At 60.4% G+C, this 15,944-nt stretch carries 12 protein-coding genes and 2 pseudogenes; 11 read left to right on the forward strand and 3 right to left on the reverse strand.

Annotated elements, in window-relative coordinates:
• Positions 1 to 24 precede the first annotated feature (24 nt).
• Entirely contained in the window at positions 25 to 1,929 is a 1,905-nt protein-coding gene (locus ASG35_RS17685; RefSeq protein WP_056360046.1) for an AAA family ATPase, read from the reverse strand.
• Between the two features lie 177 nt (positions 1,930 to 2,106).
• Between ASG35_RS17685 and ASG35_RS31450 the strand changes: the two are divergent.
• The 10 genes and pseudogenes from ASG35_RS31450 to ASG35_RS32750 form a co-directional block, all read left to right on the forward strand.
• Positions 2,107 to 2,236 (forward strand): annotated as a pseudogene (locus tag ASG35_RS31450) (manganese catalase family protein); the annotation flags it as partial.
• A gap of 136 nt (positions 2,237 to 2,372) precedes the next feature.
• Positions 2,373 to 3,362: a LysR family transcriptional regulator gene (locus ASG35_RS17690; protein ID WP_056360049.1), complete on the forward strand. Its 990-nt coding sequence runs from the start codon at positions 2,373 to 2,375 to the stop codon at positions 3,360 to 3,362.
• Positions 3,359 to 4,837, forward strand: a complete 1,479-nt coding sequence (locus ASG35_RS17695; protein WP_056360051.1) for a flavin-containing monooxygenase — start codon at positions 3,359 to 3,361, stop codon at positions 4,835 to 4,837. Before ASG35_RS17690 ends, ASG35_RS17695 begins: the two co-directional genes overlap by 4 nt.
• Positions 4,834 to 5,808, forward strand: coding sequence for an ABC transporter permease (locus ASG35_RS17700; protein WP_056360055.1), 975 nt, complete (start codon positions 4,834 to 4,836; stop codon positions 5,806 to 5,808). Before ASG35_RS17695 ends, ASG35_RS17700 begins: the two co-directional genes overlap by 4 nt.
• Positions 5,805 to 6,722, forward strand: coding sequence for an ABC transporter permease (locus tag ASG35_RS17705; RefSeq protein WP_056360058.1), 918 nt, complete (start codon positions 5,805 to 5,807; stop codon positions 6,720 to 6,722). The genes ASG35_RS17700 and ASG35_RS17705 overlap by 4 nt, the downstream gene beginning before the upstream one ends.
• A complete protein-coding gene (locus ASG35_RS17710) occupies positions 6,719 to 7,756 on the forward strand; it encodes an ABC transporter ATP-binding protein (protein ID WP_056360060.1) in 1,038 nt (345 codons plus the stop codon). The genes ASG35_RS17705 and ASG35_RS17710 overlap by 4 nt, the downstream gene beginning before the upstream one ends.
• Complete coding sequence (locus ASG35_RS17715) at positions 7,753 to 8,748, forward strand: ABC transporter ATP-binding protein (RefSeq protein ID WP_056360063.1); 996 nt, start codon at positions 7,753 to 7,755, stop codon at positions 8,746 to 8,748. The genes ASG35_RS17710 and ASG35_RS17715 overlap by 4 nt, the downstream gene beginning before the upstream one ends.
• 70 nt (positions 8,749 to 8,818) lie before the next feature.
• Positions 8,819 to 10,366 carry an ABC transporter substrate-binding protein gene (locus ASG35_RS17720; RefSeq protein ID WP_056360886.1) on the forward strand — a complete coding sequence of 516 codons (1,548 nt, stop codon included), beginning with the start codon at positions 8,819 to 8,821 and terminating at the stop codon, positions 10,364 to 10,366.
• A gap of 7 nt (positions 10,367 to 10,373) precedes the next feature.
• Positions 10,374 to 11,681 carry an acyl-CoA thioesterase/BAAT N-terminal domain-containing protein gene (locus ASG35_RS17725; protein ID WP_056360065.1) on the forward strand — a complete coding sequence of 436 codons (1,308 nt, stop codon included), beginning with the start codon at positions 10,374 to 10,376 and terminating at the stop codon, positions 11,679 to 11,681.
• Positions 11,678 to 12,777 (forward strand): annotated as a pseudogene (locus ASG35_RS32750) (CMD domain protein). Before ASG35_RS17725 ends, ASG35_RS32750 begins: the two are co-directional and overlap by 4 nt.
• 111 nt (positions 12,778 to 12,888) lie before the next feature.
• Here ASG35_RS32750 and ASG35_RS17740 read toward each other — a convergent pair.
• Positions 12,889 to 13,941 carry an NAD(P)-dependent alcohol dehydrogenase gene (locus tag ASG35_RS17740; RefSeq protein ID WP_056360074.1) on the reverse strand — a complete coding sequence of 351 codons (1,053 nt, stop codon included), beginning with the start codon at positions 13,939 to 13,941 and terminating at the stop codon, positions 12,889 to 12,891.
• 105 nt (positions 13,942 to 14,046) lie between these two features.
• Here ASG35_RS17740 and ASG35_RS17745 point away from each other — a divergent pair, with 105 nt between their 5' ends.
• The gene (locus tag ASG35_RS17745) at positions 14,047 to 14,943 is read left to right on the forward strand and encodes a LysR substrate-binding domain-containing protein (RefSeq protein ID WP_056360076.1); all 897 of its coding nucleotides are present in this window, start codon (positions 14,047 to 14,049) and stop codon (positions 14,941 to 14,943) included.
• Here ASG35_RS17745 and ASG35_RS17750 read toward each other — a convergent pair whose 3' ends face one another.
• On the reverse strand, positions 14,944 to 15,822 hold the full coding sequence (locus tag ASG35_RS17750) for an NmrA family NAD(P)-binding protein (protein WP_056360079.1): 879 nt from the start codon (positions 15,820 to 15,822) through the stop codon (positions 14,944 to 14,946). It abuts the gene before it with no gap.
• Positions 15,823 to 15,944: the final 122 nt, after the last annotated feature.

The raw sequence follows: 15,944 nt of genomic DNA on the forward strand, positions 1-15,944 counted from the left end.
CCTTGAAGTCTTACTCGGAACGAGTCAAGCGACTGCTCGCATCGCTGTCTTATGGGTAAGCAGCAATTCCCGAACTCGCTTGCCTGACGCCATTTCGTTGGACAAGAGCTCGGCTTCCAGCGCGTCCACCGCTGCAGCATGGTCGAGCAAGAGACGCAGAACCTCATCGCTGCATTCGTCGAGCATCGCGGTCGCTTTCTCGATTGAGCGCTCCATCGACGCAGTCGCAAATGAAGCGGGTAACGCGGAGACACTGAATAGCGTGGCATCTTTGCCGAAGCCGTGACGCGCCACCGCATCGAGAGCAAGTCTCGAAGCATGTTCGAGGTCTTGCGCCGCACCCGTCGATGCCTCTCCGAACGCCAGGACTTCCGCTTGGCGGCCTCCGAGCAGAAGCATTATTTCGCATCTCAGTTCACGCTCGGTGTACAAGCGTTTGTCGAATTCCTTGCTGAGATACGTGGCTCCCAGCGAACCGCCTCGCGGCATGATCGTCACATGCTCGACGAGGCCCATGCCAAGAACAGCCCCGACGATAGCGTGCCCTGCTTCATGCCTTGCGATGCGGGTCCGTTCGGTCCCGACCAGCGCGTGCTCGGCGCCGGTGGATTGACCCATACGGGCCACCTGGATTGCTTCGGTAAAGTGCGCCTGCCCTACATCGGGGGCATTACCGGACCGGGCAATCAACCCCGCCTGATTCGCTATAAAAGCAATCGATGCAGGCGACATACCCGTGGTCAAGCGCGAAAGTTTTGCGAAATCCACACTGGTGCTCACTCGAGTAAGCCGCTTGGCGTAATTTTCGAATAGAGACTGCCTATCCGTGACATCAGGCAAAGCCACGTGGATTTGCCGGTCGAAACGACCAGGCCGACGCATGGCATCGTCCATTCGTTCAGGAAAATTGGTCGCTGCGATGACAATGACCCCTTCGTTTTTTTCAAAGCCATCGAGCTCCGCAAGTACCTGATTGATGACTCTGTTGCTTTCGGACTCGCTTGCATCCCCCGATCCGTTCGTGCGCGCGCCGATGCCATCGGCTTCATCAATCCAGATGATGCAAGGACGGTTTGCCCGGGCAAGAGCAAACAGATTCTGGGCGCGTTTCACACCAGCACCAAAATATTTGGCGCTGAAATAGCTTCCGGTGATCGATATGAAATTCGCTCCCGTCTCGCCGGCAAGCGCCTTGGCGAGCATGGTTTTTCCGACTCCCGGCGAGCCAGTCAACAACACGCCGCACGGCGGCCGGATGCCAAGCGAGATAAACGACTTGGGATTCTTCAGGTATGAAGTTACATCCGACAACGCGGCCTTCGCTCCGTGCGCGCCGACCACATCCTTGAAAGACAGCTTCGGCGTATCAAGAAGCAGTCTCGCGCCTCGCGACTCCTTTCGCATATACATCACAATCCCGGCTATGACTGCCACCGGGAGCAGCAATCCAATCAGCGCTTGAAGTATGTCGAGGGCAAGAAGCCACGCACTCGTTCCTTTTGCACCCACGCCTCCATCGGGAAGCCAAAGCAGCTTGAACTCGCCATGGTCTTCGTTTTTCAGCGCGTCACTCAGGAGAGTTGTAGCAATGGTCGCATGGCGGTCAGCCACGAAATATTTTCGTCCGTCGACCGTCGTGACGAGGATGGCCGTCGAGGTCAATCCGATCATCGCGACGTCCTTTCGGCGGATGTCCATCGCCAGCGCCGACACGCCGTGCTCGACGCGTCCCCAATCCTGAGGGGCCGTTCTCATCTCCTTTTCCGGGCTGGAGAGTGTCACGTCGTTCGGATGCTTTGAGTGGCTGTGAATCCATGCCAGGGCCGCAGCGGCAAGCAGGCACAGGCCAAGCGCGACAGCAAAAGCTCTGAGCCGCATATGCAGCAATTTTTCGAGGAGTTTCATTTTGGCCGGTGTTTTCTCTTGCATCGTGCAATGAGCGATTTACGCAAGCGATACGCTCGGCTTGCGTTGTTCCTGCTCAATTTCGCATTAACTCGGAAACCTGCCTGTTGGCGAGCGCACGCTTATGTACGAAGATTGCATGCGTTATAGGACCGTTGGCCGCGTATCTGACGCATGCCAAAGGAAGCGCCTGACAATATCGAACGGCTAATCAATGTGACAGACGATCCGGGTATCAAGGTTGCGTTCGGTTTTCTCACGACACGCGAAAATGCACACCGAAAATCGTTCGAAAAGGCGTGGCATTTTTATTCATCCGAACTTTCCTCGATTGTCCGTGATAGCCGCTTTTCTTCAACAAAGCCGCTGGTTCGCTCTATCGATATAATTTTTGATCATTTGCATTTCGCATGGTCACGGCGTAAGAATGCGTTTTACGCATTCATCGGTAGCCAACCTGCCGGCTCATGGAAATCCGCCAACTTGAAGCGTTTGCCGCAGTCATGTCAGCCGGAAGCGTTACCGCCGCCGGGCGCCTGCTCGGGCGATCGCAACCGGCGGTATCGCGTTCCATACAGGAACTCGAGGCTGAAATCGGCTATCCGCTGTTCCAGCGTTTTGGGCCGCGAGTCACGCCTACGCGGCAGGCGTCCGAGCTTTACCAGGACGTGGAACGCACGCTCGCAAGCCTCAGGCAAGTCAAATCGCGCGCGGAACAGATTGCGCTGCACGCGCCGCCGCCGCTGACTATTGCCGCGACATCCGCACTGGCTGCCGGCCTGGTGCCTCACGCCCTTGCGCTGCTCAACCTGACTCATACGCTTGAGTCCGTGCATCTGCGCAGCGCCGCGCCCGAGCAGGTTGTCGATGCCGTCCTGAACGGCATGGTCGATATGGGCGTTTCCAGTTTGCCGCTGGAGCATCGCGGCGTGCTCGTACACTGGATTGGCGAGTCGGCATGCGTGGCCGCCGTGCGCGCCGATGATCCGCTGGCGAAAGCGCCGAGGATCGCGTTAAGTGATTTCGCCGGCCGCCGTCTCGTGACGATGCAAAACCCCTATCGCCTGCGTCCGCGCCTGGATGCCGCATTCGCCCAGGCCGGCGTGCGCACCGCGGGCGTGATCGAGACCAACTCGTCGCTGAATGCGCTCGGCGCGGTGCGCGCGGGACTCGGGCTCGCCGTGCTGGAGCCCGTGACCGCGCACGGTTTGCCCGTGGAAGGCGTGGTGCTGCGCCCGCTCGATATCCGCATCCCGTTCCTGTTCGGTGTCATCACGCCGGAGTTCCGGCCGCCGAACGCGGCAACCCTGGCCGCCGCCGATTCGCTGATGCACGCGGCCGCGGAAATCCTCCCCGACTTCGTTCTGCACGACGCCAGCCAGCACGGTGCGATCCTCCAGGCGCTTTACGGCGAAGCCGACGATACCCTCAATCCGACCGAAGAGCCCGCCACGTGAGCCTCGATACCAACGTTGCATCGAATCAGATCGAAGGTCTCGCGGCGCTCGAAACGCGGCTCGCGGAAGACCTGTCCTTCCTCGAATTGCCCGCGCGCGAATGGGTGACGGGCAGGACGCACGATGGTCACGAAGTGCTGGACGTTGCGGTGATCGGTGGCGGAATGGCGGGGCTGGCGGCATCGGCGGCGTTGAAATTACTGGGCGTGCGCGCGCGAATCTTCGATCGCTCGCCGCAAGGACTCGAAGGGCCATGGGCCACGACGGCACGCATGGAAACGCTACGCTCACCGAAGCAATTGACCGGGCCTGCACTCGGATTACCCGCGCTCACTTTTCGCGCATGGTTCGAAGCGCAATTCGGCGCCGACGCGTGGCAGGCGCTCGATAAAATCGATCGGCTGCAATGGATGGACTATCTGGTCTGGTACCGCCGCGTGCTTGCGCTCGATGTCCGCAACGGTCACACCATAGACGCCGTGACGCCGCGTGCGGACGGTCTTGTGGTGCTGAGCGTTCGCACGCATGGAAAACGTTTCGATGTCTTCGCTCGGCGCGTCGTGCTCGCAACCGGTCGCGATGGTCTGGGCGGACCGGCGCTACCCGGTTTTATCGATGGATTGACGCGTTCGCGTTGGGCGCATTCCTCGGATACGTTTGATTTCCGCACGCTTCGCGGCAAACGCGTGGCGGTTGTCGGCGGTGGATCGTCTGCCATGGACAGCGCGGCCACCGCGCTCGAAGCGGGCGCTGCAAGCGTCGATCTGCTGATCAGGCGTCACGATCTGCCGCGCGTGAACAAAGGCAAGGGCGCGGGAAATCCGGGCCTCACGCACGGCCATCAAACGCTTCCCGACGAATGGAAGTGGAAGATCCGCCATTACATCAACACGGTCCAGGTGCCGCCGCCGCGAGGAAGTACTCTGCGTGTGTCACGTCATCATCCGAATGTGCGATTCAATCTCGGCAGCCCGGTTTTATCGGTTGAAGAAACAGCCGATGGTCTCGCCATCCACACGCCGAAGGGCACGTTCGCGGCCGACTTTTTGATCGTCTCGACGGGCTTCAAAGTGGACTGGAGCGCACGCCCGGAATTCGCTGCGTTCGCGCCGTTCATCCGCACATGGGCCGACCGATACACCCCGCCTCCTGGCGACGAAGATGCCGAATTGTCCGACTCGCCCGATGTCGGTCCGGCTTTCGAGTTCCTCGAAAAGACGCCGGGGGATTGCCCGGGGTTATCGAATATTCATTGCTTCTGTTATCCGGCAACGCTCTCGCACGGCGCTGTCTCCGGCGACATTCCCGCGATCAGCACGGGCGCAAAACGTCTTGCGCAAGGCATTGCGAGCTTGCTGTACGCCGAGGACGTGGAGCAGCATTACGCGGCGCTCGAAGCGTACGCGGAGCCCGAGCTTTTCGGCGATGAATTCACGCCCGCCAACGCGCCGCCACAGTATGCGGAGGGCCAATGAGCGGCTGGCTGCTTCGCCGCGTCGCACAGGCGGCGTTCGTGGTGTTGCTGATGACGCTGATTGTGTTCATCGGCTTGCACGCGATCGGCAATCCTATCGACATCCTCATAGGACAGGATGTCGATCAGGTCGACCGCGCGCGGATCATCGCGCGGCTTGGTCTCGATCAACCGCTCTGGAAGCAATACCTCGCGTTCCTCGCAAACGCCATGCACGGCGATCTCGGCAATAGCTTCGTCTATAACGAGCCCGCAATCCGGCTGATCCTGCAACGTCTTCCAGCGACGCTCGAACTGGCGGTATCGGCTCTGCTGCTGGCACTCGTGATTGGTATTCCGCTCGGGCTTTTTGCGGGTTTGCATCCGCGCAATCCGCTTTCGAAGATGCTGATGACGGGCAGCATTGTCGGCTTCTCGTTGCCCACGTTCTGGGTCGGCCTCATGCTGATCATGCTCTTCAGCGTGAAGCTTGGCTGGCTGCCCGCAAGCGGACGCGGCGCGACCGCGAGCCTCTTCGGCGTGCAATGGTCATGGCTCACCATCGACGGTTTGCGCCATCTGATTTTGCCCGCACTGAACCTCTCGCTCTTCAAGGTATCGCTCGTGTTGCGGCTCACGAGTGCCGGCGTGCGCGAAGTCACGCCCATGGAACACGTGCGATTTGCACGCGCCAAGGGGTTGTCGCCGATGCGTGTGGTGCTCGTGCATATCTTGCGCAATACGCTTATTCCGCTCGTCACGGTGATTGGACTGGAGTTTGGTTCGACCATCGCATTCGCGGTCGTGACGGAGACCGTGTTCTCGTGGCCGGGCGCGGGCAAGCTGATTCTCGACAGCATCAACGCACTCGACCGGCCTGTGATTCTTTCGTATTTGATCGTGGTCGTGTGTTTGTTCGTCACGCTGAACCTGCTGGTCGATATCCTCTACAAATTCCTCGATCCGCGCGTGCGGCTGGAGGGCGCGCGATGAGCACGACGCCTTTGACCACGCGTGCTACGCCTAAGAAGCGCCGTTCTCCATGGCGTCAACTCGTGGCGGATTTCGCGCGCTCGCCGGTCGCGCTGGGCGCGTTGATCGTTGCGGTCCTGCTGATGCTCGCGGCAATTTTCGCGCCGTACATCGCGCCGCAAAATCCCTACGATCTGCTGCAACTCGATGTCCTCGATGCACGCCTTCCGCCCGGCTCCATGAACAGCGCCGGCACGCATTCATACTGGCTCGGCACCGACGGCCAGGGGCGCGATCTTTATTCGGCGATGCTCTACGGCTTGCGCCTGAGCTTGTCGGTTGGTCTCGGCTCGGCGATCATCGCAGGCGTGGTCGGTACGGTGTTCGGCTTGATCGCGGCGTACGCGGGCGGCAAGGTCGATAGCCTCATCATGCGGCTTGTCGACTTGCTGCTCGCCTTCCCGTCCATCCTCGTCGCAATGATGCTGCTCGCGTTCCTCGGCAAGAGCGTGACGAACGTCGTGCTTACGCTGGTGCTGATCGAGTGGGCCTACTACGCACGCACGGCGCGCGCGCAGGCATTGGTCGAGGCGCGGCGCGAATACGTGGAAGCGGCGCGCAGTCTTGCGATCCCGAACTGGCGCATCGTGCTGATTCATATGCTGCCGAACTGCCTGCCGCCGCTGATCGTCGTGGGCACGCTGCAAGTCGCGCGCGCGATCACGCTGGAAGCAACGCTCTCGTTCCTTGGCCTCGGCGTGCCGATCACGGAGCCATCGCTCGGGCTGCTGATTGCCAACGGCTACCAGACCATGCTCTCGGGCGAATACTGGACGAGCGTGTATCCGGGACTTGCGCTGCTCGCCATTCTTGTATCGATCAATATGGTCGGCGACCGGCTGCGCGAGTTGCTCAATCCGAGGTTCGTGAAATGAGCGGCTCGTCCATTCATACCTCCGACACCACGCTCGAAGTCCGCGGGCTGAAGACGCGTTTTTTCACGCGCGAAGGCGAGTTACCAGCCGTCGAAGATGTATCGCTGACGCTTGGACGCGGACGCGTGCTGGGTCTTGTCGGGGAATCGGGATCGGGGAAATCGGTGACGGGTTTTTCGATCATGGGTTTGATCGATGCACCCGGCCGCGTGGTTGGCGGTGAGATCCTTTTCAAGGGCAGGAACATTGTCGGTTTGGCGGAAGCCGAGATGCGGCGTCTGCGCGGCAGCCGCATTGCGATGGTGTTCCAGGACCCGATGTCCACGCTCAATCCGGTGCAACGCGTCGACGCGCAGATGATCGAAGCAGTGCGCGCGCATAAGAACGTGAGCCGGGGCGCGGCGCGTGAACAAGCGAGTGAAGCGCTCGCGGCAATGGGCATCGCCAGTCCTGATGAGCGGCTGCGCGCGTATCCGCATCAGTTGTCGGGCGGCATGCGCCAGCGCGTGGCGATCGCGATTGCAATGCTGCACAAGCCGGATCTGATCATCGCCGATGAACCCACGACCGCGCTCGACGTCACCATCCAGGCGCAAATCTTGTCCGAGGTGCAGGCGCTGGTGCGCACGCAAGGAACGTCGCTGATATGGATCACGCATGATCTATCCGTGGTCGCCGGTCTTGCCGATGACATCGCCGTGATGTATGCCGGACGGATTGTCGAGCAAGGCACCGTCGATGCGGTGCTCGATCATCCGCAGCATCCGTACACCGCAGGATTGATCGATAGTTTGCCGAGCCTCAATACGCGCCATGGACGGCTTGCGCAGATTGCGGGCATCACGCCCGACTTGCGCGCATTGCCGCCGGGTTGTGCGTTCGCGCCGCGCTGCACCCGCGCGACGTCCATCTGCGCCACGCCGCCGGCGCTCGGTCCGTCGCCTGCCGCGAAAGCGTCGGAACATGGCACGCATCTCGTGCGCTGCTTCCATCCGGGCCGTCGTGCCGATCTGCCCACGGAGGCCACCGCATGAGCCTCATAGAACTGCGCGGCATCAGCCAGCGCTTCGGCGAACGCGACGACAACGCCGCCGCACGCTGGCTTCGCGATCGGAAATTCCTCGCGCCACATGCCGTCACGCGCGCGGTAGATCACGTCGATCTGGTGATACAACCCGGCGAAGTAGTGGGTCTGGTCGGCGAATCGGGTTGCGGAAAATCCACGCTCGGCCGTATTGTTTCGGGCCTGATCGCGCCGACGGAAGGCGACGTGCTGGTCGAAGGCCACGACCGCGAATCGATGTCGGCCGATGCACTCCGCGCTGCAAGACTCGCGATTCAGATGATCTTCCAGGATCCGTATTCGAGCCTGAATCCGAGGCGGCGCGTTCGCGACATAGTGGGTGAGGCGCCGCTGATCCACGGCATGGTGGAGCGTGCCGGCCTCGATGAATATGTCGCGGCGCAATTGAAACGCGCGGGTCTCGATCCGTCGCTTGCGGACAGATATCCGCACGAATTCAGCGGCGGTCAGCGCCAGCGTATTGGCATTGCGCGGGCGCTTGCCGTCAATCCGACCATGCTCGTTTGCGATGAAGCGGTCGCGGCGCTGGATGTATCGATACAAGCGCAGATCCTGAACCTCTTCATGGATCTGCGCGAACAACTCAACCTCACGTACCTCTTCATCAGCCACGATCTCGGCGTGGTCGAACAGTTATCCGATCGCGTGGTGATCATGTATCTCGGGCGTGTTGTCGAGAGCGCGCCGGTGGAAGAGATATTCCGGCGTCCGAACCATCCGTACACGCAAACATTGCTGGCGGAAATTCCTCGTATCGATGCACGCAAGAAACATTTCACCGCCATTCGCGGCGAGATGCCGAGTCCGCTCGCGCCGCCGTCCGGTTGTCATTTTCATCCGCGATGTCCGCACGCCATGCCGCGTTGCAAGACCGAAGTTCCGAGCTTGCGCGGTATTGCCATTGAACATGTCAGCGCCTGTCATCTGAACGACGCTCATTGACTCTTCAATCCAGAACACATTTATAAAAAGGAATTGCATCGTGAATCGCCTGATCCTTTCCACGCTGAGCATGACGCTTGCCGGCGCGGCGCTGTTCAGTACGGCGGCGTCCGCGCAGACACTCAACATTGCGTTCGCCGATCCGCTGTCGTCCCTCGATCCACAGTTGAACAACTATGCAGGCGACCGCTCCGTGGATCTGCATTTCTGGGATTTGCTGGTCGAGAATCACGACAACGTGCTGGCGCCCGGACTTGCAACAAGCTGGAAAGCAACCGGCAACGACACGTGGGAATTCAAGCTGCGCCATGACGTGAAGTGGCAGGACGGTACGCCCTTCACGGCCGACGACGTCATTTATTCATACCAGCGCGCGCGCAACGTGCCGGGCACCATCGCGACGTTTGCGGGTTATCTGCGCACCATTGCTTCGGTCACCGCGCCCGATCCGTACACGCTCATCATCAAGACGAGTACGCCGACGCCCGACCTGCCCTTGAATCTGACGTCGGTACATATCATCAGCAAACACATTGGCGAAAAGTCTTCGAGTGAAGACTACAACGCCGGACGCGCGATGGTCGGCTCCGGACCGTACAAGTTCGTTTCGTACACGCCGGGAGATCGCGTGGTGATGAAACGCAACGACGCGTACTGGGGCGCGAAGCCGCTTTGGGACACGGTGAATTATCGCTACGTGAGCAACGCGGCGGCGCGCACGGCCGCGCTGCTTTCAGGCGATGTCGACATGATCGACAAAGTCTCCGTCTCCGATTTGCCGCGCCTGAAACAGTCGCCCAAGGTTTCGGTTTATGCGTATCCCGGCTTGCGCGTCTTGTTGCTGCAACCGAGTTTCCGCGAAGGCCCGAGCCCCTATATCACCGATAACGCCGGCAAGCCCCTGGGAAAAAACCCTTTGCACGACGTCCGCGTACGCCGTGCGTTGTCCCTCGCGATTAATCGCCCCGCGATCACGGACCGCATCTTGCAAGGCGCGGCAACGGTCGCGAACCAGTGGATGCCGGCGAAGACCTTCGGCTACAACCCCGACGTGAAGGACATTCCCAACGATCCGGCCCAGGCCAAGAAACTGCTTGCGGAAGCGGGTTTCCCGGACGGCTTCCAGTTGACGCTGAGCGTGCCGAACGATCGTTATCCGCAAGCGCCTGAAACGGCGCAGGCCGTCGCGCAATTCTGGACGCGCATTGGGGTGAAGACGAAGGTCGAGGTCATGCCGTGGGCAAGTTATGCGAGCCGCGCCAACAAGAACGAGTTCGCCATGAGCATGATCGCCTGGGGCAACGGCACGGGCGAAGCGAGCTACGCGCTCGTGAATATCCTCGGTACCGTCGATGCAAAGAAAGGCATTGGTTCATCGAACTGGGGCCGCTATAGCAGTCCGGCAGTGGATCACGCGCTCGATGCCGCCACCGCCGAATTCGACGCCGCCAAGCGCGAGGCGATCCTGCGTGGGTCGGTGAAGGTGGTAAGCGACGACGTAGGCATCATTCCGCTTTTCCACTATCAGAACATCTGGGCGGCCAGGAAAGGCCTGAAGGTAACGCCCGCGGTCAGCGACCGGACGACCGCGATGATGGTCACGCGCGTTGGCAATTGAGGCCGGCATGACGCATATCACGATCACCCCGGCCGACGATCTGATCGACGTCCCGCGCCGCATTCTGGTTAGTGGTGCGCAAGCGGATGCGTCGATCGAGTTGCGCACGCGAACCACGCGCGGCGACGGCGCAATCTGGACGAGCCGCGCCGTGTTTCGGGCGGATGCGTCTGGCGTTATCGACCTTTCTCGCGATGCACCCGTTGAAGGCGATTACAGCGGTGTATCGCCGATGGGACTCATCTGGTCGCAAGCGCCCGTCGAGGCGGGCAAGCGCGAGGTGTTTCCGGCGGATGTACGCGATGCATTGATCACGCACATCGACGTTTTCGATATTAACGGCAAGCACCTGGATGATGGCGTCTTGACGCAACGGCTGATGGCAGCCGGCGTTCAGAGACGGGAAATGCGCGAGGACGGTTGCGTTGGCACGCTGTTCCTTCCCGCCACGCCAGGACCTCATCCGGTCGTGCTCGTGCTGAATGGATCGGGCGGCGGCATCAATGAACCGCGCGGTGCGTTGTATGCATCGCGTGGATATGCGGCACTCGCGCTTGGCTACTTCAAGGCGCCGGGACTGCCGGATTACATCTCGAACACGCCGCTCGAATACTTCCGTCGCGCGCTCGACTGGATTGATCACGAGTTGCAACCCGCGCATGGCTTCATTGCAGTCAGCGGACAATCGCGTGGTGGCGAACTTGCATTGCTGCTCGGCGCGACCTATCCGGACCGGCTGAAGGCGGTGATCGGATATGTGCCCGGCGCCGTGGTTCATAGCGCGCAGAATGCCGCCGATCCCGCAACAGGCCGCGAAGGTCCAGCCTGGTTGCTCGATGGCAAACCGCTGCCGCATCTGTGGGAAAACAATCGCACTGCAAGCTGGAAACCTTTCGATGAAGGGCCGCCGCCGCATCGTCATGAGCGCGCAATTCGCACCGCTCTGCTCGATCAGGAAGCGGTAGAACGAGCGCGGATTCGCGTCGAGAAAATCGATGGGCCCGTCCTGCTTCTTTCCGCCACCGACGACGGATCGTGGCCGTCATCGGACTATTCGCGCATGGTCGTGGAAAGGTTGAAGCAAGAAAAGCACGCATACCCGGTAGACCATCTCGACTTCGATGAAGCCGGACACGCCATCGTCTTTCCCTTCGTGCCGACCACGCAACTTGTGTATGCGCACCCCGTATCGGGGCGCATCAGCACGGGCGGCGGACGGCCGGCCGCAAACGCGCAGGCCGACGAAGCATCGTGGCGCGCAGTTCTCGACTTCCTCAACGCCGCAGTGAGCGCACGCGCATTGGAGCAACCATGACAGATACGTACGATCCGAATACGGATATCGTTGACCGGATTGCAGGTCTTACGCCAGGCACGCCGACCCATGCCACAAGGCATAAACGCGAGAAAGTCGCCGATGCAACCCAGCGCAGCTATGAAGCGCTGTTCGATCCCGCGCTGCCCGACCTGCTGCTGAGCGATCGCTTGCTGGTCGCGCTGTATGCATGCACGTTGTCGAACGCGCCGGCGCTGGCGACGCACTACGCAGAACGGCTTGCTTCACTCGATACCGATCGCGCCGCGATCAACGCGATTGCGCAAGGTTCCATCGATACACAAGAGCCGCGTCTGCGCGCCATGCTTGTCTTTACGCGCACGCTGATCGAGTCACCTATCGATGGCGACAAGACCGCGCTCGAACGTTTGCCCGCTGCCGGCATTTCAACGCCGGCCGTGGTTGCGCTTGCGCAGTTGATCGCGTTCCTTTCCTACCAGATTCGCCTCGCCGCCGGATTGCGCGCGCTGCAGGCGTTGAATGCAACGGAGGCAGCATGAGCCGCCTGATTGAATCGCATGGTTTTACGAACCGCGTGCTGGGATGGGACGCGTGGCTGGATGTCGTGCAACTCGCCGATGCTTCCGCCGAACAAGTGGCCGTGCTCGAAGAGAGCCATCCAAAGGCGAAGGAATCCGATTATTACTTGTTCCTCGTGCATCAGCCGGAGATCCTGCGCCAACGCTCGGCCGCCTTCAACGCCATCATGTATGCGCCGGGCGGCCTGCCGCGCGCGGAGCGGGAGTTGGCGTCCACGGTGGTATCGCGGGTCAACGGCTGCGTGTATTGCGCGTCGGTGCATGCTCAGCGCTTCGAGCAGCTGGCTAAACGCGACGATGTGATCGAACAGGTATTCAACGATCCAGCAACGGCCGGAATGTCGCCGCGCGAGAAGGCGATCGTGCAGGCTTCAATCGATCTGACGCTCACACCGGGCAACGTGGAACCGGCGCAGTTGAAGGCGCTTCGCGACGTTGGCCTGAACGATGACGAGATCCTCGACCTGATTCATTCCATCGCCATTTTTGCATGGGCCAACCGGTTGATGCTCAACCTCGGTGAGCCGGTGGGTTGAATTAAACGAGAGCAAATCATTGCCGGCATTCTTTCGCCAGCTCTCACCGAAAAACAAAGGCCACGCGTTTGCGTGCCTTTGTTTTTTTGTCTGTAGGCTTTCGTGTGAGTTTTAAGCTTCCGCAAGCGAAGCCATATCGATTACAAAGCGATATTTCACGTCGTTCTTAAGCAAGCGTTCATACGCGTGGTTGACGCCCTGAATCCGGACCATTTCCACGTCGCTCACAATGCCGTGCTCGGCGCAGAAATCCATCATTTCCTGCGTCTCGGCAAGGCCGCCGATTGCAGAACCCGCCACCGATTTCCGCCCGATGATCACGCTCACGCCCGCTAGCGGTTCCGTGTCCGTCAAGACGCCGACCAAAGCCACGGTCCGGTCGCGCTTGAGCAACGCCATGTAAGGATTGAGATCGTGCCCGACCGGAATGGTGTTCAGCAGGAAATCGAAGCTGCCGGCATGCGCGGCCATCTGATCGGCATCCGTCGATATCAGCACTTCGTCCGCACCCAGTCGGCTCGCGTCCTGTCCCTTCGCCGGCGACGTCGTGATCATGACCACGTGCGCGCCGAATGCCTTCGCGAACTTGACGCCCATATGCCCGAGACCGCCAAGTCCGATCACGCCGACTTTCTGGCCCGGCCCCACTTTCCAGTGACGCAACGGCGAATAGGTCGTGATACCCGCGCACAACAGCGGCGCAACGGCTTTCAGATCGAGGTTCGGCGACACCTTGACCACAAACCGCTCCTCGACCACGATCTGATCGGAATAACCGCCAAAAGTCAGTTGCTCGCTGCCGCGCTCCTTCCCGTTGTAAGTCGGCGTCGGGCCTTCCTCACAATATTGTTCGAGATTCTCGCGGCACGCCGAACATTGCCGGCATGAATCGACGAGACATCCCACGCCCGCGTAATCGCCGACCTTCAGTTTCTTTACGTTGCTGCCGACCTCGACCACGCGTCCGACGATTTCATGTCCCGGCACCATCGGATATAAGGAATTGCTCCAGTCGTTGCGCGCCTGATGCAGGTCCGAATGGCAGATCCCGGCGAACAGAATTTCGATGCGAACGTCGTTCGGCCCGGTATCGCGGCGCGTAAAGCTGAACGGAACGAGTGGCGTGGTCGCGCTGTGAACTGCATATCCTCTGGCTTGAAACATGGTGTCCTTGTCTGACTTTGTTGAACGTACAAGCACAATAGACACGCCGATCTCTTGGCGCAAGCTTGAGTTTCCGCATGAATCGTTGAATAATCTCGCACAATCATGCTCACCGATAACCTCTCACATCTCTCCGCGTTTGCGGCAGTTGCACGCCATGGCAGCTTTCGAAAAGCGGGCGCCGAACTGGGGCTTTCCACGTCGGCGATGAGCTACGCAATCCGCGGCCTGGAGGAACGGCTGGGCGTCAACCTGATCAACCGCACCACGCGCAGTGTCGCGCTGACCGACGCCGGCCAGCGTCTGCTCGAACGCCTCCAGCCGGTTCTGCATGATCTCGGCGACGCGCTCGAGGAGATGAACAACTATCGCGCAACGCCAACAGGCACGTTGCGCCTCAACATGTCGCACGTCGCGGCGCGCCTGGTGGTTGCGCCGCTCATGCCGCGTTTTCTCACGGCTTATCCGGATATCGCGTTGGAGATAGTAGAAGACGACAGCCTTGCCGATATCGTGGGACTCGGTTTCGATGCCGGCATCCGGTTCCAGCAGTCCGTACCCGAAGACATGGTCGCGGTTCATATCGGCCCGGCGCAGCGAAGTCTCGCGGTGGCGAGCCCGGCGTATCTGCAAGGGCGTCCAGCCTTGCACCATCCATACGATCTGCTCGCCCACAATTGCATTCGTCACCGGTTTCCAAGCGGCCGGCTTTATAAATGGGAATTCGAAAAGGACGGCACGCAGCTTGAGATCGATGTAAAAGGACGCGTGACGGTGAGCACGTTGGAGCGAACGTTGCAGGCGGCGCTCGATGACATCGGTATCGGGTTCAGCATGGAAGCAATCGTTGCCGATCTCGTTCAGCAAGGCCGTCTGGTTACGGTGCTCGAAGACTGGTGCCCGTATTACCCGGGCTTCATGCTGTATTACCCGCGCCAGCGGAGAACGTCGCCGGCGTTGCGTGCTTTCATCGATATGGCGCGGGAATCCAGTTCCAACTGATCACCCGGCCGCACGCACCAGTTCGCGCAAGACCGTCTCCAGGTTCACTTCGCCTTTTACTACGCTGTCCTCAGCGCCTTCGAATTCGATCCATCCTTCGTTGAAACCATCGAGCATCTGGATACGCGGCATTGGATCGTTCATTCCTTGCGCCTTGAATAAAGCACCCCACGTGTCGCGCGGCACGGCTTTTGCACGGACACTGCGTCCGAAGATTTTTGCAAACGCCGCCGCAATATCATCCGGCCTCACACGATGCGGCCCTTCCAGTTCCACTGCACGCGTCCCGATCCAGTCCTGCTGAAGCAACTCTGCGGCCACGCGGCCGACGTCCGCTGTGGCAACCATTGGTATGGGTTTATCGAGCGGCTGCAGGAAGCTTTGAACAATGCCTTCATCACGTGCGGACGCTACATCCCACGCCGAGTTTTCCATGAACCACGCCGGCCTCAGGAACGTGACCGACATTGAACATTTATCCGAGAGCTGGCGCAACGCCTGTTCCATCAGCGAGCGCTGCGTAAGCAGGTTCGACTGGCTGGCCTGCGCGCCAATGGTCGACAAACACACGACCTTGCGTGGACGCGCGGCTTCAAGCGCGGCGGTGACTGCATCGATAACAACGCGTGCCTCGGGAAATCCCGGCGATGGATCGAAGTTCGACGGCGGCAATATGAATACGCCCGCTGCGCCCTTGAACGCCGCCGTCAAAGCGGCCACGTCTTCCATATCGGCGAGCGCGCTTTCGCAACCTTGCGAAGTCCAGTGATGCGCTTTTCCCGCGTCGCGGACAACGGCGCGCACCGGAAGATTGTTCAGTAACAACGAACGCGCGAGCGCGCCGCCGACCTTGCCGCTAATGCCTGTGATTGCGTACATGATGAGATCCTTTGATGAAGTTGGAAGGTGCAAACCGCTTGATTCGTCTGCGATTCAGTGCATCATAGAGGCGCACGATCATTGATGGAATCGACCACGCATCACTTCATTAGTGACCTTTC

Origin of the sequence: Burkholderia sp. Leaf177 (assembly GCF_001424345.1) — a bacterium.
Classification (GTDB): Bacteria; Pseudomonadota; Gammaproteobacteria; order Burkholderiales; family Burkholderiaceae; genus Caballeronia.